The organism is Alcanivorax sp. DSM 26293 (assembly GCF_900107995.1).
In the GTDB taxonomy this organism is placed as follows: Bacteria; Pseudomonadota; Gammaproteobacteria; order Pseudomonadales; family Alcanivoracaceae; genus Alcanivorax.
In genome coordinates this window covers 149,219-169,094 of the sequence record NZ_FNUM01000008.1, presented here as the reverse complement: position 1 = coordinate 169,094, position 19,876 = coordinate 149,219, and the positions used below count along the sequence as shown (strand labels likewise).

Annotated in this window: 19 protein-coding genes; 10 read left to right on the top strand and 9 right to left on the bottom strand. The window is 58.2% G+C overall.

Annotation, left to right across the window (positions count from 1 at the left end; translation table 11 throughout):
* Positions 1 to 110: 110 nt before the first annotated feature.
* From C4S63_RS14490 to C4S63_RS14475, 4 genes are all read right to left on the bottom strand, one after another.
* Positions 111 to 1,268 carry an OmpA family protein gene (locus tag C4S63_RS14490; RefSeq protein WP_062817863.1) on the bottom strand — a complete coding sequence of 386 codons (1,158 nt, stop codon included), beginning with the start codon at positions 1,266 to 1,268 and terminating at the stop codon, positions 111 to 113.
* A 193-nt stretch (positions 1,269 to 1,461) separates the two neighbouring features.
* The gene (locus C4S63_RS14485) at positions 1,462 to 2,259 is read right to left on the bottom strand and encodes a GGDEF domain-containing protein (protein WP_103918010.1); all 798 of its coding nucleotides are present in this window, start codon (positions 2,257 to 2,259) and stop codon (positions 1,462 to 1,464) included.
* Positions 2,260 to 2,343: 84 nt separating this feature from the next.
* Positions 2,344 to 2,862: a chalcone isomerase family protein gene (locus C4S63_RS14480; protein WP_103918009.1), complete on the bottom strand. Its 519-nt coding sequence runs from the start codon at positions 2,860 to 2,862 to the stop codon at positions 2,344 to 2,346.
* Positions 2,844 to 3,407 carry a nuclear transport factor 2 family protein gene (locus tag C4S63_RS14475; protein ID WP_103918008.1) on the bottom strand — a complete coding sequence of 188 codons (564 nt, stop codon included), beginning with the start codon at positions 3,405 to 3,407 and terminating at the stop codon, positions 2,844 to 2,846. Before C4S63_RS14475 ends, C4S63_RS14480 begins: the two co-directional genes overlap by 19 nt.
* A gap of 83 nt (positions 3,408 to 3,490) precedes the next feature.
* On the opposite strand from C4S63_RS14475, the gene C4S63_RS14470 reads away from it, so the two are divergent.
* Genes C4S63_RS14470 through C4S63_RS14455 form a run of 4 tightly spaced genes read left to right on the top strand, consistent with a single transcriptional unit; the run spans position 3,491 to position 7,096 of the window.
* Complete coding sequence (locus tag C4S63_RS14470; RefSeq protein WP_103918040.1) at positions 3,491 to 4,030, top strand: DUF2878 domain-containing protein; 540 nt, start codon at positions 3,491 to 3,493, stop codon at positions 4,028 to 4,030.
* Positions 4,023 to 4,796, top strand: coding sequence for a DUF1295 domain-containing protein (locus C4S63_RS14465; RefSeq protein WP_062817859.1), 774 nt, complete (start codon positions 4,023 to 4,025; stop codon positions 4,794 to 4,796). The genes C4S63_RS14470 and C4S63_RS14465 overlap by 8 nt, the downstream gene beginning before the upstream one ends.
* A complete protein-coding gene (locus tag C4S63_RS14460) occupies positions 4,793 to 5,815 on the top strand; it encodes a cyclopropane-fatty-acyl-phospholipid synthase family protein (RefSeq protein ID WP_082810940.1) in 1,023 nt (340 codons plus the stop codon). Before C4S63_RS14465 ends, C4S63_RS14460 begins: the two co-directional genes overlap by 4 nt.
* A gap of 18 nt (positions 5,816 to 5,833) precedes the next feature.
* A complete protein-coding gene (locus C4S63_RS14455; RefSeq protein ID WP_103918007.1) occupies positions 5,834 to 7,096 on the top strand; it encodes a HAMP domain-containing sensor histidine kinase in 1,263 nt (420 codons plus the stop codon).
* Positions 7,097 to 7,259: 163 nt separating this feature from the next.
* Here C4S63_RS14455 and C4S63_RS14450 read toward each other — a convergent pair whose 3' ends face one another.
* The 3 genes from C4S63_RS14450 to C4S63_RS14440 all read right to left on the bottom strand — a co-directional run bounded on the left by C4S63_RS14450 (position 7,260) and on the right by C4S63_RS14440 (position 9,971).
* Positions 7,260 to 8,099 (bottom strand): GAF domain-containing protein, encoded by an 840-nt coding sequence (locus C4S63_RS14450; RefSeq protein ID WP_103918006.1) that lies wholly within the window; start codon positions 8,097 to 8,099, stop codon positions 7,260 to 7,262.
* A gap of 94 nt (positions 8,100 to 8,193) precedes the next feature.
* The gene (locus C4S63_RS14445; RefSeq protein ID WP_197461968.1) at positions 8,194 to 8,883 is read right to left on the bottom strand and encodes a response regulator transcription factor; all 690 of its coding nucleotides are present in this window, start codon (positions 8,881 to 8,883) and stop codon (positions 8,194 to 8,196) included.
* 95 nt (positions 8,884 to 8,978) lie between these two features.
* On the bottom strand, positions 8,979 to 9,971 hold the full coding sequence (locus C4S63_RS14440; protein WP_103918005.1) for a GlxA family transcriptional regulator: 993 nt from the start codon (positions 9,969 to 9,971) through the stop codon (positions 8,979 to 8,981).
* A gap of 96 nt (positions 9,972 to 10,067) precedes the next feature.
* Here C4S63_RS14440 and C4S63_RS14435 point away from each other — a divergent pair, with 96 nt between their 5' ends.
* Positions 10,068 to 11,855 carry an acyl-CoA dehydrogenase gene (locus C4S63_RS14435; protein ID WP_103918004.1) on the top strand — a complete coding sequence of 596 codons (1,788 nt, stop codon included), beginning with the start codon at positions 10,068 to 10,070 and terminating at the stop codon, positions 11,853 to 11,855.
* Between the two features lie 348 nt (positions 11,856 to 12,203).
* Here C4S63_RS14435 and fabB read toward each other — a convergent pair whose 3' ends face one another.
* Positions 12,204 to 13,418 carry a beta-ketoacyl-ACP synthase I gene (gene fabB / locus C4S63_RS14430; RefSeq protein WP_062817854.1) on the bottom strand — a complete coding sequence of 405 codons (1,215 nt, stop codon included), beginning with the start codon at positions 13,416 to 13,418 and terminating at the stop codon, positions 12,204 to 12,206.
* Between the two features lie 9 nt (positions 13,419 to 13,427).
* Complete coding sequence (gene fabA / locus C4S63_RS14425; protein ID WP_062817853.1) at positions 13,428 to 13,955, bottom strand: 3-hydroxyacyl-[acyl-carrier-protein] dehydratase FabA; 528 nt, start codon at positions 13,953 to 13,955, stop codon at positions 13,428 to 13,430.
* A 390-nt stretch (positions 13,956 to 14,345) separates the two neighbouring features.
* On the opposite strand from fabA, the gene C4S63_RS14420 reads away from it, so the two are divergent.
* The 5 genes from C4S63_RS14420 (at position 14,346) to adk (ending at position 19,265) form a co-directional block, all read left to right on the top strand.
* On the top strand, positions 14,346 to 16,316 hold the full coding sequence (locus tag C4S63_RS14420; protein ID WP_103918003.1) for a heme lyase CcmF/NrfE family subunit: 1,971 nt from the start codon (positions 14,346 to 14,348) through the stop codon (positions 16,314 to 16,316).
* A complete protein-coding gene (locus C4S63_RS14415) occupies positions 16,306 to 16,848 on the top strand; it encodes a DsbE family thiol:disulfide interchange protein (protein WP_062817851.1) in 543 nt (180 codons plus the stop codon). Before C4S63_RS14420 ends, C4S63_RS14415 begins: the two co-directional genes overlap by 11 nt.
* On the top strand, positions 16,845 to 17,294 hold the full coding sequence (locus tag C4S63_RS14410; RefSeq protein ID WP_235000033.1) for a cytochrome c-type biogenesis protein: 450 nt from the start codon (positions 16,845 to 16,847) through the stop codon (positions 17,292 to 17,294). The genes C4S63_RS14415 and C4S63_RS14410 overlap by 4 nt, the downstream gene beginning before the upstream one ends.
* Positions 17,294 to 18,319 (top strand): tetratricopeptide repeat protein, encoded by a 1,026-nt coding sequence (locus tag C4S63_RS14405; protein WP_063508853.1) that lies wholly within the window; start codon positions 17,294 to 17,296, stop codon positions 18,317 to 18,319. The genes C4S63_RS14410 and C4S63_RS14405 overlap by 1 nt, the downstream gene beginning before the upstream one ends.
* A gap of 289 nt (positions 18,320 to 18,608) precedes the next feature.
* The gene (adk, locus tag C4S63_RS14400) at positions 18,609 to 19,265 is read left to right on the top strand and encodes an adenylate kinase (protein ID WP_062817848.1); all 657 of its coding nucleotides are present in this window, start codon (positions 18,609 to 18,611) and stop codon (positions 19,263 to 19,265) included.
* Positions 19,266 to 19,876: the final 611 nt, after the last annotated feature.

Here is a 19,876-nt window from a genome sequence, read left to right as displayed (position 1 = left end):
CCACCCCGGCGTTGAATCGGTGCAGTTCGCCTTAGGCTCAGTGCACCCTACGACGAAGAGCATAAAAAAAGGGCCGGCAATGCCGGCCCTTTTTCGTTCAGGAAAAGCTCTTATTGGTACTGAGCTTCCTGGGTAGTGGCCTTCATGATGGCTTCTACGCGACGGTTCTCCGCGCGGCCTTCACTGGTGCCGTTGTCGGCAATCGGCTTCTCTTCGCCGTAGCCTTCGGTGGTGATGCGGTCAGTGCTGATGTTGAACTCTTCCACCAGTACTTTCTTCACTGCATCAGCACGCTTCTTGGAGAGCGACTTGTTGTAGCTCGCTGCGCCAGTGCTGTCGGTGTGACCTTCCAGTACCAGGTCAGCAGAGGGATACTTGCGCATCTCTTCAGCCAGACGCTCCAGGTCAGGGTAGGAAGTCTGACGCACTTCCGCCTTGTCCAGACCGAACTCAACGTACAGGGTTTCCTTAACGTCTTTCTCCAGGTACTGCTGACAGCCTTTCTCGTCTACCAGTGCGCCGGCCGGAGTATCCGGGCATTCGTCGGCACTGTTGACTACGCCGTCACCATCGTCGTCCAGTTCGCAGCCGGTTGCGTCAACCTGGGCGCCAGCCGGGGTGTTGGCACACTGATCGCGATCATCAGGTACGCCGTCACCGTCGCTGTCGGTTACCACGTTTTCAACTACCGGCGCCGGCTCTTCTTCCTTCTCGGATGCACCGATCAGGAAGTTCAGGCCTGCATAGACTTCAGCATCCCAGCGCTCGGTGCGGAAGCTGTAGTAGGGACGAGCGCCCACGTCCAGCAGGAAGTGCGGGTGCAGCAGGGTCTGGAAACCGGTTTCCAGGGTACCGATGGTTTCCTTGAAATCGTTGGAGCTGTCGCTGGTCGGCTCGGTGCGGAACTCACCGGCACCGATACCCACGTAGGGTTCGAACGCGGAGTTGCCGGCGAAGTGTTTACGCAGGCTACCGTGAGCGATGTTGATGTCTGCATCACCAATCAGGTCAGTGTTGGAGTTGTTACGCTCCCACCAACCCTGGACAGACCAGTCACGGTTGAAGCGGTAGCCCAGTTGGGCACCGGGAAGGGTTACACTGTTCTCGCTGGTGTTCTGGTCGTAGTGATCGCCGATGTCGATCCAGTTCTCACTGATGTGACCACCAAAGTAGAAATAACGCTCGGGAATTTCATCAGCAGTGACCGCAGTGGTCGCAGTGACAGATGCGCAAGCAATACTAGCCGCCAAAAAATGTTTAGCGTTCATAAGCTCCTTCCTTGTTTTGTCCAATAGGCAGTACAAACACCGGGTCAGTGTTGTGCAGCCGGTCTCCCATGTAAATCCTCACATGACAGATTAATAAAAAAATTTACAAATATGGAAATAGTTTGGTATCGGCGGAGTGGGGTTTTGTAATTATCTAGTGTAAAAGCATTACTTTTTATTTTTGAGGTACGATTTAAAGATTGCTTTTCGGCACTTCAGAACGGTCGCGTCCTTCGTTGCGGTTCTGGTAAAGCGCATAGTCGGCTTCGTTAAGCAGAGGATTGATATTGCGGCCACTGTTTTCGGTGCTGGCAACACCGATTTTGGCGCTGATTCTGACATTTTCCGGTTGTGCTTCTCCGGGTTGCGGGCTCGACAGTCTTATGCCGGCAGTGAGCGCGCGCAGACCTTCACCCATTCGGGCGGCATCATCGTAGTTAGTGTGGGGGAGTACCAGCAGGAACTGGGCGCCATCGAAGCGTCCGAACAGATCGCTTTCGCGGATTTTTTCACGGATACAATCGGCAAACAGGCGCAATGCTTTTTCACCGGTATGGCGACCGTATTCATCCAGCAACTGGGTGAAGTCGTTAATCTCCAGTAACAGAATGGAAACCGTGTAGTTATGACGTTGACTCAATGCCAGTTCTCTTTCCAGCATGCTGAGCAGGTGAGGGCGGTTGAACAGACCAGTCAGGTGGTCCTCGCGGGCCAGCTGTTGCAGCTGGTGATTCTGCCGATCCAGTGACATCAAACGGCTGGCCACCAGATAAAGTGGGGGCGGCAGCAGCATCAGCGGCAGCACGGTGGCCAGAATCAGGGCGGAAAGCCAGTCCCTCTCACCCACCACGAGAATGGCGATGCTGGTAAGGATCAGAGAGAGCAATACGGCGCTGAGTGTAATCAGCAAGGTGCCCTTGAGTGCGGTGGCACGGTCGTGCCGGCTTGTCTGCCGGGCCGATGAGGCCACCACATGGAACAGCTTGGACATGCTGTGATATCCCCGAACAAGATATTGATTTTTATCCAATCAGTATCCCGATTGCCCCGCCCAGGCGCAATAGTGGAGACGCAGTCAGGGATTGCCCAGCAGGGCCTGCTTGAGATTGCTGGAGTAGGGTTTCTCCCCGAACCAGATTGTCAGGTAGGCCTCTGCGAATTGCGCACCTTGTTCACTGGTGAGGGGATCGTTGTTGAGCAGCAATTGCAGCTGCTCGTTCTGGTAAACCATGGCGTAGGTGTCGCCATCGCCAATATCCTGATAATGGCTGTTGAATCGTTCAAAACGGGGTTTCAGCTGTTCGAACTCGCTGTCACTGAGGTTTTTCTCCAGAAAGTTCATGGCGGCCTTGGCAAAGGCATCACCGGGCACCTCCCGTTGGTAGCTGAACTCCAGTCTCATGGGGGCGGCCAGCAGGTCATCCACATTGCAGTCCTGCCGAAGCAGGCGAGCTTCACCCACGGTAATAAAGCGTAATGCCTTCACATCACTGCGGTGGCACTGCTGCCAGTCATCCGCCTGGGCAGGGCTGCCCATTACCAACAGGCAGGCCATTGAAAGGAGAAAGGAACGGGTCAGTGATCGCGTAGCCATCGTGTCATCGGTCCTAATACTGGCAAATGTTGATCCAGGCCCTGGCTGCTGTCCCAGAAATCCTGGTGGAAGAAAACCTGGCCGTCGCGGTTGAAACGCAGCTGGCTGATGCCAATGGTGCGGGACAAGCGCTCCCGACCCAGCAGGGAAAAATGCGCTTCCATGACCCAGACCAGGTAGACCTGTTGTCCGTCGCGGACCACATTCAACGGCTCCAGTGACATGTAGCTCAACCGTTCGGCGGTGGCCAGGAGGTGTTTCTGCAGAGTCTCCCTGTTCCGCACGATCACCAGGGTGTCGTTGAAATACACATCGCTGGCATAAATCTGGTCGATCCCTTCGGCGATGCGCTGATGATCCAGAGGATTGTAGAAATCAATAAAGCGGGACAGGGTGTCGTCATCAGGTTGCACAGCAACCTGGCCGTCTGCTTCCAGGCGTTCCAGAAATTGGTCGGTGTAGCCATAGGGGCCAAGCGGAGTACTACTACACCCCGTTAGTAGAACCGGTACCAGCAACACCATTGTCAAAAGTAATGATTTCATGAGGCGAGTCTGATCGCAGTCAGGTGATCCGGCTGTGAAGGAATTTCACAGGCCATTGACGAGTCGCGGTGCACTGTTCGCTGATGAAACGATTGCCTGCTCCCTTGATTATCAACTTTGTCGGCTTTCAGCTGCTGTGGGCTGCCGCGGTGTTTGGCGGTGCCAGGGAAATGTCCTGGCCTTCCTGGACGGTTTTGGCGGTGATGCTGGCCGGACAATGGTGGTTCGACCCGCGCTGGTCGAAAAATGTCGCCATGCTCTTGTGGGGGCTGGTACTTTGCCTCTTGCTTGAACCGATCTGGCTGAGCAGTGGGCTACTGGCCTATACCGGCTGGCAGCACCCCTGGTTGGCGCCGGCATGGATCTGGGCACTGTGGCTGGGGTTTGCCGTCAGTTTTCATTACAGCCTCAACTGGCTATGCGGCAGACCCTGGCTGGGAGCCGCTTTTGGTGCCATTGGCGGGGTCTTTTCGGTCACCATGGGGATGAGGCTTGGCGCTGCCAGCGCGCCCCTTGAGTGGCTGCCCATTGCGATCACCTATGGTGTGGTATGGGCGGTGGCCGTGCCGTTGCTGGCCTACGCCGCAGAACTTACCGGCGAAAAGGAACATCATCATGCCTGAGATACATTATTTGTTGCTTGTGGCCTTGCTGATTGTTGCCACCGTGTTGTGGTTACAACAACTGCAGACCCGCAATGCGGGCTGGGTGGATGTTTTCTGGTCCTGGTCTGTGGGAGTGGTCGGCCTGATCTTTCTGGTGACCGGCAGCGGAGAGGTATTGCCTCGCTGGGTTGCCGGCGCCTTGCTGTTGCTCTGGTCTGTGCGTCTGGGCAGCCATATCTTTCGACGTGTCGCCAGTGAGTCCCGGGAAGACGGTCGCTATGCGGCCATGCGCGAGGCCTTGCAGGAAAAGACCCAACCGGTTTTTCTGTTGTTTTACTGGGGCCAGGCACTGTTGGCATGGGGGTTTGCCCTCACATTCTGGGTTATTGGCAACCAGCAGGACAGCGTCAGCATAGCGGTGCTTGCCGGGGCTTGTCTGGGGGCATTGGCGATTGCCGGTGAGAGCCTTGCCGACAGACAACTGGCACGCTTCAAGCGCAAACCCGACAGCGCCGGTCGTACCTGCCGAGACGGGTTGTGGCGCTATTCCCGTCACCCCAATTACTTTTTCGAGTGGTTGCACTGGTGCAGCTACCCACTGATTGCCATTGGCGCCAGTCAGGGTGCCTGGTTGTGGTGCCTGCCAGTGGCCATGTTCGTGTTCCTGTGGTTCGTCACGGGTATCCCCTACACCGAAAAGCAGGCACTTAAATCCCGTGGCGACGATTATCGCGACTATCAACGCACCACCAGTGCGTTCTTTCCCTGGAGACCCAAAGCATGATGATTCAAATGGCGGAGTCCGGCCTGTTGCCGGATGCCCTGGTACGTTTCGGTATCCGGCGTTTGTTGGGAAAGCGGCTTGAGCAGGAGCGACAGAAGCAGCGTCGCGAGGACCTGGAAAGCGCGCTGAAACAGGGCCCGGTGGCGGTGGGTCAGGATGAAGCCAACGAGCAACATTACGAGGTGGATTCCCGGTTTTATGAGCAGGTGCTTGGCCCCTATCTGAAATACTCCAGTGCCTACTGGCCCAAGGGGGTTAACGACCTGGCTGAGGCAGAGCGCACCATGCTGGCAATGACCTGCGAGCGGGCAGAGCTGGACAACGGTCAGGATATTCTGGAAATGGGGTGTGGCTGGGGATCGCTGACCCTGTGGATGGCCGAGCATTACCCCGGTAGTCGCATAACCGCCATTTCCAACTCGGCGTCACAGAAAGCCTTCATTATGGGCCGGGCGGCGGAAAAGGGTCTGACCAATGTGCGTGTGATCACCGCCGACGCGTCCCTGTACCATCCGGATCAACCGTTTGACCGCGTGGTGTCGGTGGAAATGTTCGAGCACATGCGCAACCACACAGCGCTGATGGCGCGGATCCACGATTGGCTCAAGCCCGGCGGCAAACTGTTTATCCATGTCTTTTGCCATCGCAACCTGACCTATCTGTTTGAAGACGAAGGCAGCAGCGACTGGATGGCCCGTTACTTTTTCACCGGTGGCATGATGCCGGCCTACGACTGGTTGCCGCACTGTGCGGGCAAGCTGGAAGAAGACCAGCGCTGGGCCGTGAACGGTACCCATTATGCGCGGACCCTGGAAGCCTGGCTGGATCTGGCGGACCAGAAACAGTCCCAACTGATCCCGTTGCTGGATGAGGTTTATGGCAAGGGCGAAGGAAAGGTCTGGTTGCAACGCTGGCGCATGTTTTTCATGGCTTGTGCGGAGTTGTTTGACTATCGTGACGGGGAAGAGTGGTTCGTGGCCCACTATCTGTTTTCCCGTCCGGCAAATGCCGCCGGCTGACATTGTTGAGCATTGTGCATGAAGAAAACCGGCGTCCAGCATCGTATTACCCGTGTCTATCTGTTGCAGCTGTTGCTGATCAGTCTGACGACCGTGCTGGGCGTCTGGGCGACCGCCAACATCATTGAGCAGGTACTGGTCAAGCAGGCGCTGATCAAGGAAGCCGAGCACTACTGGTCCCTGCTGGATGACAATCCCTCTCAGCCGCGCCCGAATACCCGGCATCTGCTTGGGCTGCTGAACAGTGAAGCGGTGAACGATGACATCCCGCAGGTGCTGCAGTCTCTGCCGGACGGTTACCAGCGGGCGGACCTCGCTGGCGAACGTCCGATTGTCTATATCGAGCGTCAGGGGAATGCCCGGCTGTATCTGATTTTCGATGAGCAACGGGTATCCGTGCTGGCATTCCTGTTTGGTATCTTGCCGCTCACCGGTGTCCTTCTGGTGATCTATATCACCTCGTTCCTGGGCTGGAAAAAATCCCGCGACCTGTTGTCGCCACTGGTTCAGCTGGCGGATCGTTTGCGGCAGACTCCGGTGGAAGATCCCAGCGTTGCGCGCCCGGATCTGAGCGGTATTGATGCGGACACTGACAGCGAAGTGGCCGTGTTGGTGGCGGCCCTTGATGCCTACGCGGACAGGTTGGTGAGTTTCGTGGAGCGCGAGCGGCAGTTCACCCGCGATGCCAGCCACGAGCTGAGAACCCCGCTGGCGGTGTTTCGTGCCAACCTGGAATTACTGGTCAGTCAGATCGGGGATCGTCCGCTGATTCGTCGCATGGAAGATACCGTCGAAGACATGGAGGCGACGCTGGAAACCTTGCTGATGTTGGCGCGGACGGAACAGCGTCAGCCAGACAATGAGGATGTGATCGTCAACGACCTGGCAGTGAATCTGATGGAGCGCCTCAGCCCGCTGGCCGATCGCAAGCAGATTCGCCTGCAGGTGCGTCAGACTGCCTTGCTCACGGTGCACAGCCCGGAAGTGGCATTGACGATTGTATTAACCAACCTGGTGCGCAACGCCATCAACTACAGTGGCTCCGGTGATGTCACCATTCTGGTGGCGGAAAAAACCGTGCACGTGGTGGATTATGGCGCCGGTATGGATGCGGATGAGTTGGCGCGAATCCTCAAACCGTTCGAGCGGGGGCAAAGCCAGGAAGCCGGCCACGGTTTGGGGCTGGCGATTGTACAACGCCTCTGTGAGCGCTATCACTGGCACCTGATGGTCACCAGTGCCCCGGGGCGCGGCACGGAAGTGGCGATCCGTTTTTCCTAGCCACAAAACCCGGCAATTTTGCCTTTCAGTTCGCGCCCCTGTGCTCTGGAGTATTCGGGCGCTGCGAGTGCTGCCGGGCCTGCCAGGCAGGCCTGCAATCCGTTGGGGCGAGTCAGCAGAAAGAGGAAAGAGTGAGCCTGAAGGCGTTATACAGAGGCTCTAGCTAGCCGCTGACCAGCCGTTCCCGGTCAATGCGCACCAGCAATTGTTTGGCGTTCAAGGCATCACGAATCCGGTCTGCCACACGGTGGGACTTGGTTTCATCGGTGTCTGCCAGCATGATCCCGAAACGATTATCGCCCAGGTGGGCAATGCTGTCCTGATCCCGCAACAAGGCGGCCAGGGAATCGGCAATGGTCAGGCTGTTGCTGCCCTGTGGGGCCTGCAGATAAAGGACCGATGACTCCAGACCGAAATCCCGGCAATTGCTGGCTTCCTGTCGGCAAATGTCTTGCCAGCCTTCATGGCCCGGCAGGCCGGTATCGTCACATCGGTCCGGATGCTCCACAAAGGTGGTGAGACGTTTTTCCCTGGCTTCGCGCACCGCGTTGCTGAGCAGGAAGCTGATCAGGGCGGCCTCGTGAATCAGGGAAGTGGCGGCGTCCTGCAGGCTGTCAGACTGGGGTTGTGGATCGATGGCACAGAGAGTGCCGAATTTGCGGTTGTCGCTATCGACCAGTGGCAGCCCCACATATGCCTGGATATTCAACGGATTGTTCCGTGACAACGACGCATGGTCGGGGTGCGCACAGGCATCGGGAAAAATAGCCGGACGGCCTTTCTCCACCACCTCACCACAGTAATTCTGGCGCCAGTTCAGTCGATAACCCCGATGCAGCCGGTAATGCCGATCTTTGAGTCGCAAGATAACCAGCTCGTCACCGACCAGGCGGGTAATCATCCATGTGGTCATCCCGAAGCGTTTCTGCAGCTCTTCAAGATGCGCATCGAGCAGGGCATTGCAGGACGAGAAGTGTGGGAGATGAAGAATATTAGCGGGCATAGGGACCGGGAATATTGCAAATTTTGCGTATTCTCTGGTCCCCTGGATGAAAACTACAAGCCCTGCAAGACGGACGGCGGGTTTTTTCTGCCAATCAACCTGCGCTGGGCCGGTCTTCCTGAATGCTGAAACCTACACCGGGTAGAGTGTTCAGAAGAGCGTTATCGAAGGGCTTGTCCACGGCCTTGCGCAGGTTGTAGAGATGGCTGCGCAGTGCGTCTGAATCCGGTACCAGATCCCCCCAGAGCTCGTGTTCCAGCTGTTCACGGCTAACCACGCGGGGGGATTCGCGCATCAGGATACGCAGAATACGGAAGGCGGTGGGGGACAGTTTCAGTAACTGACCGTCCCGGCGAACTTCCTGGCGGGCCGGGTCCAGTTCCAGGTCTGCCACCTGCAAGGTGTTGGCGGTCACTTCGCGGCGCTGTCGACGAATCAGTGCAGAGACCCGTGCTGCCAGCTCCGGCAGGGCAAAGGGTTTGACGATGTAATCATCGCCACCTCGGTCGAAGCCTTCCAGCTTGTCTTCCAGCTGGTCACGGGCGGTCATGAAAATCACCGGCAGGTCCAGGGCCAGATCCTTGCGCAGGTACTGGCAGAAGCTGTAGCCGTCTTCCCCGGGCAGCATCACATCCAGCAGCATCAGATCATAGTGATGCTCCTGAACCAATTCGCGGGCCAGACTGGTGTTGCCGGCATAGTCCACCGTGGCACCTTCCTGTTCCAGAAATTCCACCACGGTCTGGGCCAGTTGGCGATGGTCTTCCACGAGTAAGATGGACAGGTTTTCCACAGGGTCTCTCCTTTGCAGTTATGCCCATCATCAGGCCCCAGTCGTCAACGAGCCGTCAAGGTTCTTCACGCTCGTCGGTTTTTTTATCAGTCAGTGAGGGCGCCGGTGCGGGCAAAACGCTGACGGTAATGGCTGGGAGACAGGCCGGTATGGCGCTTGAACAGACGGGAAAAGCTGCTCACGTCCTGGTAGCCAACCTGTTCGGACAGTTTTGCCAGGTTATTGGTGCCGCGCTCCAGCATCTTGCGGGCTGCCTCGATGCGTACCCGCTGAAGATATTGCAGCGGAGGCTCGCCCAGGGTGGTGGTAAAGCGGCGCTGCAGCTGGCGGGGGCTCAGGTGGACCATTTCAGCCAGCTGGCCCAGGCTGGTGCTTTGCTTGTAGTGCTCATGAATCCAGGCCTGAATGGTCTGCACCTGATCGTCCTGGTGGTAGCTGTGGGCGGGCAGGCCGGCGTAGATACTTTGCAAGTCATTACGTACATCAATCACAAAGGCGCGGGCCAACTCCCGGGCAAGGTCGGCCCCACAATAACGCTCCACCAGCAGGATGGTCAGATCCCGCCAGGCGGTGCCGCCGCCGGCGCAGAAAATATTGCCATCACGGGTGATCAACTCGCGCTCGTTGAGTTTGACCTGCGGATAATGATGCCGGAACTGCTGACTGAAACCCCAATGGGTCGTCGCGGTCTTGCCGTCCAGCAGGCCGGCCTCTGCCAACAGGAAGGCACCGGTACAGTTGCTGGCCAGATCCGCGCCCCCCTGATAAAGAAACCGCAACCAGGGCAGCGCCTCCTGTTCCTGGGTCAGTACGGTTTCCAGCTTGCCGCCGATGGTTGGCACGATCACCAGGTCAGCCTGATCCAGTTGCTCCAGGGAGCAGTCCACTGCCATGCGGATGCCGTTGGTACAGCGCACCGGATTGCCGCCCCGGGAGACAACCTTGACCTCGAATTGCCGATTCAAGGGTTGATCATGTATCCGGTTCCAGGTCACCCCGGTCAGGTTGAACAAATCCACCACCCCGGTCAGAGCAGAGGCAAAAACGCCATCGAAGGCTAATACGGCTACTCGATACATCGTGTCGTATTCCACCATGAATAAGTCATAGGCGACAATGCCAGACGAGCAGGGGGAATGGCAAGCTGTTCCACCTGAATTAACCGGAGCCAAGCCGTGAGTGATGTGATTCTCGACCGTCGTGATCTCAGTTTTCAGTTGTTCGAGGTGCTGGATACCGACACCCTGTTTCAACGTCCGCGTTTTGCGGAACACAGTCGCGAGACGGTTGAGGCCGCACTGGATACCGCCGAGAAACTGGCCCGGGAAAAATTCGCCAATCACAACAGCCTGGCGGACAAGGAAGAACCCTCCTTTGTGGACGGCAAGGTGGTAATGCGTCCGGAAGTCAAAGAGGCCTTCGACGCTTATATCCATGCGGGTTTCCTGTCTTCGCGGGCCAGCTTTGAAGAAGGGGGCATGCAGTTGCCGGAGATCGCTGCGGCGGCCTGTAAAGGCATGTTCACCTGTGTGAATCCCAGCTCCACCGGCTATGCGTTTCTGACAGCAGCAGCGGCCAATGTGATTCGCAGTTTTGCCAGCGATGCGCTGAAATCACAGTTTCTGACGCCGATGATGGCGGGGCGTTTTACCGGCACCATGGCATTGACCGAACCCCATGCCGGCTCCTCCCTGGCGGACATCCGCACCCGTGCGGTGCCACAGGATGACGGCAGCTATCGCCTCAAGGGCAACAAGATCTACATCTCCGGCGGTGACAACGAGTTGGCGGAGAATATTGTGCATCTGGTGCTCGCCAAGATACCCGGTGGTCCGGAAGGCGTGAAAGGCATTTCCCTGTTTGTGGTTCCCAAGTATCGCCTGGATGCGGATGGCAATCCCGGCGAACGTAACGACGTGATACTGGCCGGGCTGATTCACAAACTCGGTTATCGCGGTACCACCAGCACGGCGCTGACCTTCGGTGATAATGATGATTGTTACGGCTATCTGGTCGGTGAACCCCACCAGGGGTTGCGTTACATGTTCCAGATGATGAACGAAGCTCGGGTCGGGGTCGGGTTTGGGGCTGCCGTGCTGGGCTATCGGGGCTACCGCTTCGCGCTGGATTACGCCCGGGATCGCCTGCAGGGTCGTCACCCGGACGATGCGGATTTCAGCAAACCACAGGTGCCGATCATTGAACATGCGGACGTGAAGCGTCTGCTGCTCACCCAGAAAGCCTATTCTGAAGCGGCCATTGCCATGAGTCTGTATGGCTATCGTCTGGTGGATGATATCGAGACCGGTGACGAGGCCGCGGCGAAAGAGGCGCACCTGTTACTCGATCTGCTGACGCCGGTACTGAAAAGCTGGCCCTCGGAATTTGGTGTCAAAGCCAACGACATGGCCATTCAGGTATTCGGTGGCGCCGGTTACACCCGGGAGTACCCGGTGGAACAGGTTTGGCGGGACAACCGACTCAACCCGATCCATGAAGGCACCACCGGTGTGCAGGGCATGGACCTGCTGGGACGCAAGGTGTGGATGGCCAATGGCAAGGGCCTGCAACTGCTGGCCCAGCGTATGCTGGCCGATATAGATAACACCACAGACGAACGCTGCCAGCCTTTTGCCCAGGCCCTGAAGGCCATGTTGCCGCGCATTGAAGCGGCCACGACAGTGGCGGGCAAGCTGATGGCAGAGCAGGGGCCGCGCATGGCCCTGTCCAACGCCAATGCCTATCTGCAACTGATGGGGCATACCGTGGCGGCCTGGATGTGGCTGCGACAAGCCAATGCGGCCGCTGCGCTGGAGGCGCCCGAAGACCATAATTTTGCGCAAGGAAAATTGCAGGCGGCCCAGTATTTCTTTCACTGGGAGCTACCCCGGGTTGAGCTGGACGCGCAACGGCTTATCAGTGCGGACAACACCTTTATCAAGATGGAAGATCACTGGTTCTGACAGCGCAATCTTGTGTGCCTATCGTCATCAGGCTCGGGACCTGCCTCGGCAGGAATAGCTATGACGGTATTTTCAAGCCTCCTCTGCGGAGGCTTTTTTTTGGGTTAAACACCGGCAGCGTTACAAAACCTAGGGTGCACTGAGCCTAAGCGAACTGCACCGATCCGGCGTTTGATGGTGCAGTTCGCTTAGGCTCAGTGCACCCTACGAATAAAGGAAGGTTTTCGTGGACTCGAAGCGATGCAGGGCGACCTTGCAAAAACAAATACCCCAAACAAAAAAAGCCCGGCAATGCCGGGCTTTTTTGAGCTGTTAACTATTCACTATTAACTGTTAACTGCTTTTTCCTCAGCCTTCCCATTTGCGCAGTACCAGACTGGCATTGGTGCCACCAAAACCGAAGCTGTTGCTGAGTACAGTGGTTGGGCCTGTGTCCTTGCCTTGCACAAGAATCGGCAAGCCTTCCGCTTTCTCGTCCAGCGTCTCGATATTGGCGCTCAGGGCGGTGAAGTTGTGCTGCATCATCAGCAGGCTGTAGATGGCTTCGTGGACACCCGCCGCGCCGAGGCTGTGGCCGGACAGGCTCTTGGTTGAGCCGATGGACGGACAGTTATCGGCAAAGACCTCACTGATGGCTTTCAGCTCGGCCACATCCCCCACCGGGGTACTGGTGCCGTGGGCATTAATGTAATCCACCTGCCCCTCCACGGTGGCCAGGGCCTGGCGCATGCAGCGGGCGGCGCCTTCGCCATTGGGGGCAACCATGTCATGGCCGTCGCTGGTGGCGCCGTAGCCAATCACTTCCGCGTAGATGGTTGCGCCGCGGGCTTTGGCGTGCTCCAGCTCCTCCACGACCACCATGCCGCCACCGCCGGCGATGACAAAGCCGTCACGGCTGGCATCGTAGGCCCGGGAAGCCGTTTCCGGGGTGTCGTTGTACTTGCTGGACAGGGCGCCCATGCCGTCAAACAGGCAGCTCAGCGTCCAGTGTTCTTCTTCGCCGCCGCCGGCGAACACCACATCCTGTTTGCCCAGCTGGATCTGTTCCACTGCGTTGCCAATACAATGCGCGCTGGTGGCGCAGGCGGAGGCAATGGAGTAGTTGATCCCCTTGATCTTGAACGGGGTGGCCAGGCAGGCCGAGACGGTGGACGCCATCACCCGGGGAACCATGTAAGGCCCCACACGTTTGACGCCACGGTTGCGGGCGATATCCGCCGCTTCAACCTGGTTAAAGGACGAGTGGCCACCGGAGCCGGCGATCAGGCCGGTTCGCTCGTTGCTGACCTGGTGCTCTTCCAGACCGGCATCGGCGATGGCCTGTTGCATGGCGATGTAGGCGTAGGCAGCGGCATCCCCCATGAAACGGCGGGGTTTGCGGTCAATGAAGTCGTCCAGCGCGATCTCCGGCGTGCCGGCAACATGGCTGCGCATACCGAGCTCTTTGTAGTCTTCCTTGAAGCGAATGCCGGAACGGCCCTCGCGCAAGGACCGGGTGACGCTGTCGGTATCGTTGCCCAGGCAGGAGACAATGCCCATTCCTGTGATGACTACGCGGCGCATGATTGACTCCTAAAATCCGTCGGTGGAAGTGAACAGGCCCACGCGCAGGTCTTCGGCAAGATAGATCTCCTTGCCGTCCACGCTGACGGTGGCATCGGCGATGCCCAGAATCAGCTTGCGGGAAATCACCCGTTTCACGTCCAGCTTGTAAGTGACTTTCTTGGCGGTGGGCAGAATCTGCCCGGAAAATTTCACATTGCCCACGCCCAGGGCCCGGCCACGTCCCGGGTGGCCCAGCCAGCCAAGCAGAAAGCCCAGTAACTGCCAGGTGGCATCCAGGCCCAGGCAACCGGGCATCACCGGGTCGCTCTCAAAGTGGCATTCGAAAAACCACAGGTCCGGGCGAATATCCAGCTCGGCAATAATTTCGCCTTTGCCGTACTTGCCGCCTTCATCACTGATGTGGGTGATACGATCCATCATCAGCATGTTGGGCAAGGGCAGACGGGCATTGCCGGGCCCGAAAAGCTCGCCGTGTGCGCAGGCAAGCAGATCCTCGCGATCGTAGGAGGATTTCTGTTCTGTTGTAGTGCTCAAAGTCTTACTCCGTGAAGGCCTGATGGCGCATTCCGAGTATATGGATGATTTATGACGTTTTATCTTCACCGATATGACACGGTGTCATGATCGAACGCATACTAGCAAAGCCAAGTGAAAGCATACGAATAGCAAGCGTCTCAAAATATGTCGAAAGGATGGCTTTACCGAAAATGACCGATGAACGGACAATAAAGACGCCTGTCTATGATACCCATGAGTCAATTGCGGCTCGGGAGCCAGTGAAAATCGCCTCGCGCTGTTCAACGGCTCCCCCCACGCCACGGACTTGCAATTGCCGGACCATGTACCGATGCTATGCGCGCCGGACCGCGCGTAATGGCGGTTTGACAGGCATCGGACAGTAAAAAAGCGGATTGAGGAGCTCTCGTGGCGGCAGAAATCGGGCATCTATCCCTGTGGTTGGCACTGGCTGCAGCCCTGTGTTTATCGGTATTCCCGTTGGTGGGAGTGCAGCGCAATATCCTCGCCCTGCAATGGTACGCCCGGCCTCTTGCCTGGGTGCAATGGCTGGCCCTGACCCTTTCCATGGTCTGCCTGGGCTATAGCTTCTTCATTAACGACTTTTCCGTGGCCTACGTGGCCAATCACAGCAATTCCGCCTTGCCCGTGGCCTACCGGCTGTCCGCTATCTGGGGCGGGCATGAGGGCTCGCTGCTGCTGTGGGGCTGGATGCTGGGCGGCTGGGCGGCCATGGTGGGGGTGCTCAGTCGCAGCGTGCCGCTGGCCATGGTGGCCCGTGTCTTGTCTGTCATGGGCATGATCTCGGTGGGCTTCCTGTTGTTCATGCTGCTCACGTCCAATCCGTTTGACCGCGTGCTGCCCTGGTTCCCGCTGGACGGGGCAGACCTGAACCCACTGCTGCAGGATCCGGGGCTGATTATTCATCCGCCCATGCTTTATATGGGCTATGTGGGTTTTTCCGTGGCTTTCGCTTTCGCCGTGGCCGGCTTGCTGGCCGGGAATCTGGATCCGGCCTGGGCGCGCTGGGCCCGGCCGTGGACCACCGTGGCCTGGAGTTTTCTCACTGTCGGCATCGCGTTGGGTTCCTGGTGGGCCTATTACGAGCTGGGCTGGGGTGGCTGGTGGTTCTGGGACCCGGTGGAGAATGCCTCCCTGCTGCCCTGGCTGGCCGGGACCGCCCTGATCCACTCCCTGGCCGTGACGGAAAAACGTAACCTGTTCCGGGCCTGGACGGTGCTGTTGGCGATCATTGCCTTTTCCCTGAGCCTGCTGGGCACCTTCCTGGTGCGTTCCGGTGTGCTCACATCCGTCCATGCCTTTGCTAACGACCCCGAGAGGGGCGCGTTCATCCTGGGATTCCTGATCGTGGTCGCCGGTGGTGCACTGACGCTGTTTGCGGTCCGCTCTTCCACCCTGACAAACAACAAGGGCTTCAAGCCGGTGTCCCGGGAAGCCTTTTTGCTGGGCAACAACCTGATCCTGCTGACCGCCACCTTTGTGGTGCTGGTGGGAACCATTGCGCCGTTGTTCTTTGAGGCCCTGGATCTGAAAATTTCCATTCGAAGCCCCTATTTCAATGGATTCTTTGTGCCGCTGACCATGGCGTTGATTGTGCTCATGGTCCCGGGTGTATTCAGTAACTGGAAGCGTCAGGATGGCCGCGTGCTGGTCAAGCGGATGGCCATGCTGGCACCGGCAGCGGTGATTGCCGGCTGGTTCGGCTCCCGCTTGCCGGAGCCATCTCCCTGGCAAGGTGTCCTGGCGATCATGCTGGCGTTGTATCTGGTGTTTGCCCACGTGGATGATGTGGTGCGTCGTGCCAGGGCCTATGGTCAGGGATTCTTTACCGGCCTGCGCAAACTGGGACGGGCTTACTGGGGCATGGTGTCGGCGCACTGCGGACTGGCGGTGATGGTGGCTGGCATCACCCTGGTGAGTTTCCATGAAGTGGAGAGAGATATCCGCATGGGGCCCGGAGACCGGGCCAGTATCGGCGAATACGATTTTGTCTTTGATAGCCTGGACAACTATCAGGGGCCCAACTTTGATTCCACCCGTGGCCATTTCCAGGTTTCCTACCAGGGTGAGCCCGTGGTGATTCTGCACCCGGAAAAAAGAACCTATCACGCCAGCGGCCAGATCATGACCGAAGCTGCCATTGATGCGGGTTTCTGGCGTGACCTTTATGTGGCCATGGGCGAGCCCCTGGATGATGGCAATGCCTGGGCGGTGCGGATTTATTTCAAACCGGGTATCCGCTGGATATGGCTGGGTTCACTGATCATGGCGTTTGGTGGTGTGCTGGCGCTGTCGGATAAACGCTACCGGCGCTTGCGTTTTGCCAACGGGGAAAAGGAAGCGACCAATGAAAGCTAATTCTCCCTGGGTATTCCTGCCGCTGGTCGGCTTCGTGTTGCTGGCGGTGTTGTTGGCCAGCGGCCTGGGGCGTGACCCGCAGGAATTGCCCTCGGCACTGGTGGGCAAACCGGTACCGAGTTTCAGCCTGCCGTCGCTGATGACCGACGAGACCCTGACGCAGGACTCTCTCAAGGGGCGTTGGCAGTTGCTCAACGTGTGGGCCACCTGGTGCCCCACCTGCTATATAGAACATCCTTTCTTGCTGGAACTGGCCGCCCGGGGCGTTGCCATTGCCGGGTTGAACTACAAGGACGAGAGTGATCCGGCCCGTCAGTATCTGGCGGAGCACGGTAACCCCTTCACCCATGTGATTGTGGATGCGGATGGGCAGTTGGGTCTGGATCTGGGCGTTTACGGCGCACCGGAAACTTTCCTGATCAATCCGGACGGCGAGATTGTGCTGCGCCACGCCGGTGACCTGAATGCCCGTGTCTGGAAGGAAAAATTTGTGCCCTTGCTGGAACAGAACCAACCGGGGGGGGAAGCATGACACGGATGCTGCGAATTGTTTTTCTGCTTGGCATTTCCCTGTCGGCCATGGCCGCCACCGATATCTATCAATTCGAAACCCCGGAACAGGAACAGCGGTTTCGGGTTTTGCTGGATGAATTGCGTTGCCCCAAATGCCAGAACCAGAGCCTTGCTGATTCCGATGCCGGCATTGCCCAGGATATGCGCGCCCGGGTCGAGATCATGATCAAGGAAGGCAAAAGCAACGACGAGATCGTCGACTATTTTGTGGCCCGCTACGGCAATTTTGTCAGCTACCGCCCCCCGGTAACGCCGACCACCTCCATTCTCTGGCTGGCGCCATTGCTGCTACTGGGCAGTGGTGCAGTGATCATCGTGCTGTTGTTGCGCCGGGCCAGTGCCCGGGTGGATGACAGTGATGAGGGCGGTGAGGAAAGCGACATGAATCAGCGGGGAGACCGTTAATGGTGTGGATAGTGATTTCGGTGGTCCTGCTGGTCGCCCTCGGCGCCCTGATATGGCTGCTGTGGCAACGCGAAGCCCGCAAGGCGGGCAAGGTAATGCGTGGAGCCATTGGTATCCCTCTGGTCGTGGTGCTGTTGGCGGCTCTCGGGTACGGCCTGATTGGTTATAACGAACACACCAATGACTGGCTTGCCGACCAACAGGAATACCGCGACGTGGCCCGCGCCATTATCGCCGGTGAGTCTCCGGAGCGTGCCGCCTCGGAGGTGCCAGTGGGCGCCCTGGTGCGAGTCCTGCAGGCAGAGTTGGTAAAAGAGCCGTCTGCCATGGGCTGGTATGCGCTGGGCTCGCTGTACGATCAACTCGGCGCCCCGGAGCAGAGTGAGGAAGCGGCCCGCAAGGCGTTGGCCATGAGTCCGCAGGAGCCCGCCATGCACTTGCTGCTGGCCAGGGCGCTGATTCAGAAAGCCGGTGGCAAACTGACGGACCCGGCCCTGGCAGAGCTGCGTTGGGTGCTGGACCGGGAACCTGCCCATGACGGTGCCTGGATGATGCTGGCCATGTCTGCGGATCGGGCCGGGCGCTATGACCTGGCCGAGCAGGGCTGGCAAGCGCTTTTGTCCCGCCACAGTGAGGGTGAAACCGGTGATCTGTTGCGACGCGGTCTGGAAAATGCCCGCCAGCAAAAGTCACGTCAGGAAAAGTTTGCCGGGATTCAGGCGGTGGTCGAGGCGGACGATCTGCCCGCAGGCGGCACCGTCTTTGTCTATCTTCGTGAGGCCGGCAGCAGTGGCCAGCCGCTGGCGGCCCGCCGCCAGGTGGTTCCCCATTTCCCGGCCACCGTGTCGCTGTCGGCCCGGGACTGGCTGCAACGATATCCGGATGACTCGGCGGCGCTGGTCATAGGCGCCCGTTACACCCCGGCGCCGGGCGGCGGCGTGGATCAGGCTGCCATCATGGCTCCGGTCAAACCCCTTGAACTACCCCAGAAGAGTCCGGCCACGCTGGTTCTCGAGCGCCCCTGAGCCCGTCCTTTCAAAGGGGTGCTACCAAGGTAGCACCCTCCAATCACTTGTGAAGAACGGGGCCTCAGGGTAAAGTTGCACCCCTTCGGAGGCCCCTGAATGGGCCAAACGGAAGGTTCTGCAACAAATTCGTGTCGTCAAAGTGCCCGCCTGGCGTTAAAAAGCCCGAACCCGTTATCCGGTTCTGTGCCTTATCGCCTTGATTGGAGCGCTTGCCTGGCTCCCTTGTGACAGAACGTTTCTTTTGGCGCATTGGAGCCTTTTCGACCACAGAACGATGGAGAATCCTATGCGTGTCATCCTGCTTGGTGCCCCCGGTGCGGGCAAGGGCACCCAGGCGCAGTTCATCAAGGAACAGTTCAATATTCCTCAGATTTCCACTGGTGACATGCTGCGCGCTGCTGTTAAAGCAGGCACTCCCCTGGGTTTGGAAGCCAAGAAAGTGATGGATGCCGGTGGTCTGGTGTCCGATGACATCATTCTGGGCCTGGTCAAAGAGCGCATCAGCGAAGACGACTGTGCCAACGGTTTTCTGTTTGATGGTTTCCCGCGCACTATTCCCCAGGCGCAAGCGCTGGTGGAGCAGGGCGTGGATATCGACTTCGTGGTCGAAATCGATGTGGACGATGAGGAAATCATTGAACGCCTGAGCGGTCGTCGCGTTCATCCTTCCTCCGGACGGGTTTACCACATCAAATACAACCCGCCGAAGGAAGACGACAAGGACGATGAAACCGGTGAAGAACTGGTTCAGCGTGATGACGACAAGGAAGAAACCGTCCGCAAGCGTCTGGAAGTGTATCAGTCTCAAACCCGTCCGCTGGTGGACTTCTACCAGGATCTGGCCAAGAAAGACGATGCCAAGGCGCCCCGCTACGTGCGTGTGGCCGGTGTTGGCTCCGTGGATGATATCCGCAGCCGAGTGCTGGACGCTCTGCAAGACTGATCCTTGCTTGAAGGTGTCAGACTGAAAAAGGGAAGCCTGCGGGCTTCCCTTTTTTGTTGGCGGAGGCTCCACGGGCTCTCGCCGGTACGCCGGGAGGCTCCTCCCGGAAACCTTTGCCATGTCCGCGAATGCGTCCCGAAAAGATGCCACGCCGGTCGGCAGGTTTCTTACCGAGTGGTCACAACAGAAAAAATTGCATACTCATGGCGCGATTGCGCGAGTCAGAAAAGCCAGCGCTTGAGCGCAGTGGCTTCAGGGTGGCTCAGCCATGAGGGTTATTCCTCTCCCTCTCTCATCTCCTTTTGTCATGTCATCGACGGTTGTGCGCTGCACTGCGATTACGCCCCTGTCGCCTGCCTAAACGACATCTTGCTGGGGGCGCCATAATCTTGAGCCGGGATGTTTCCTGGCCCCTGTGTAAAAAGGCAAGCCTGATAGCGTTCCGTGCACTGCCATTGTCCACGGGTTGCTGCCCATGATCGTGCATTCTCTTTTCGGCGAATTTTCAGCAGCAATCGAAAATGTAACCTTTCTACACAAGGACTCGGCCAGTCGGCTGCTCCCGGGCCTGCGAGCCACACCCTGACGGGATAGCAGGGCAGGGGCGTTTT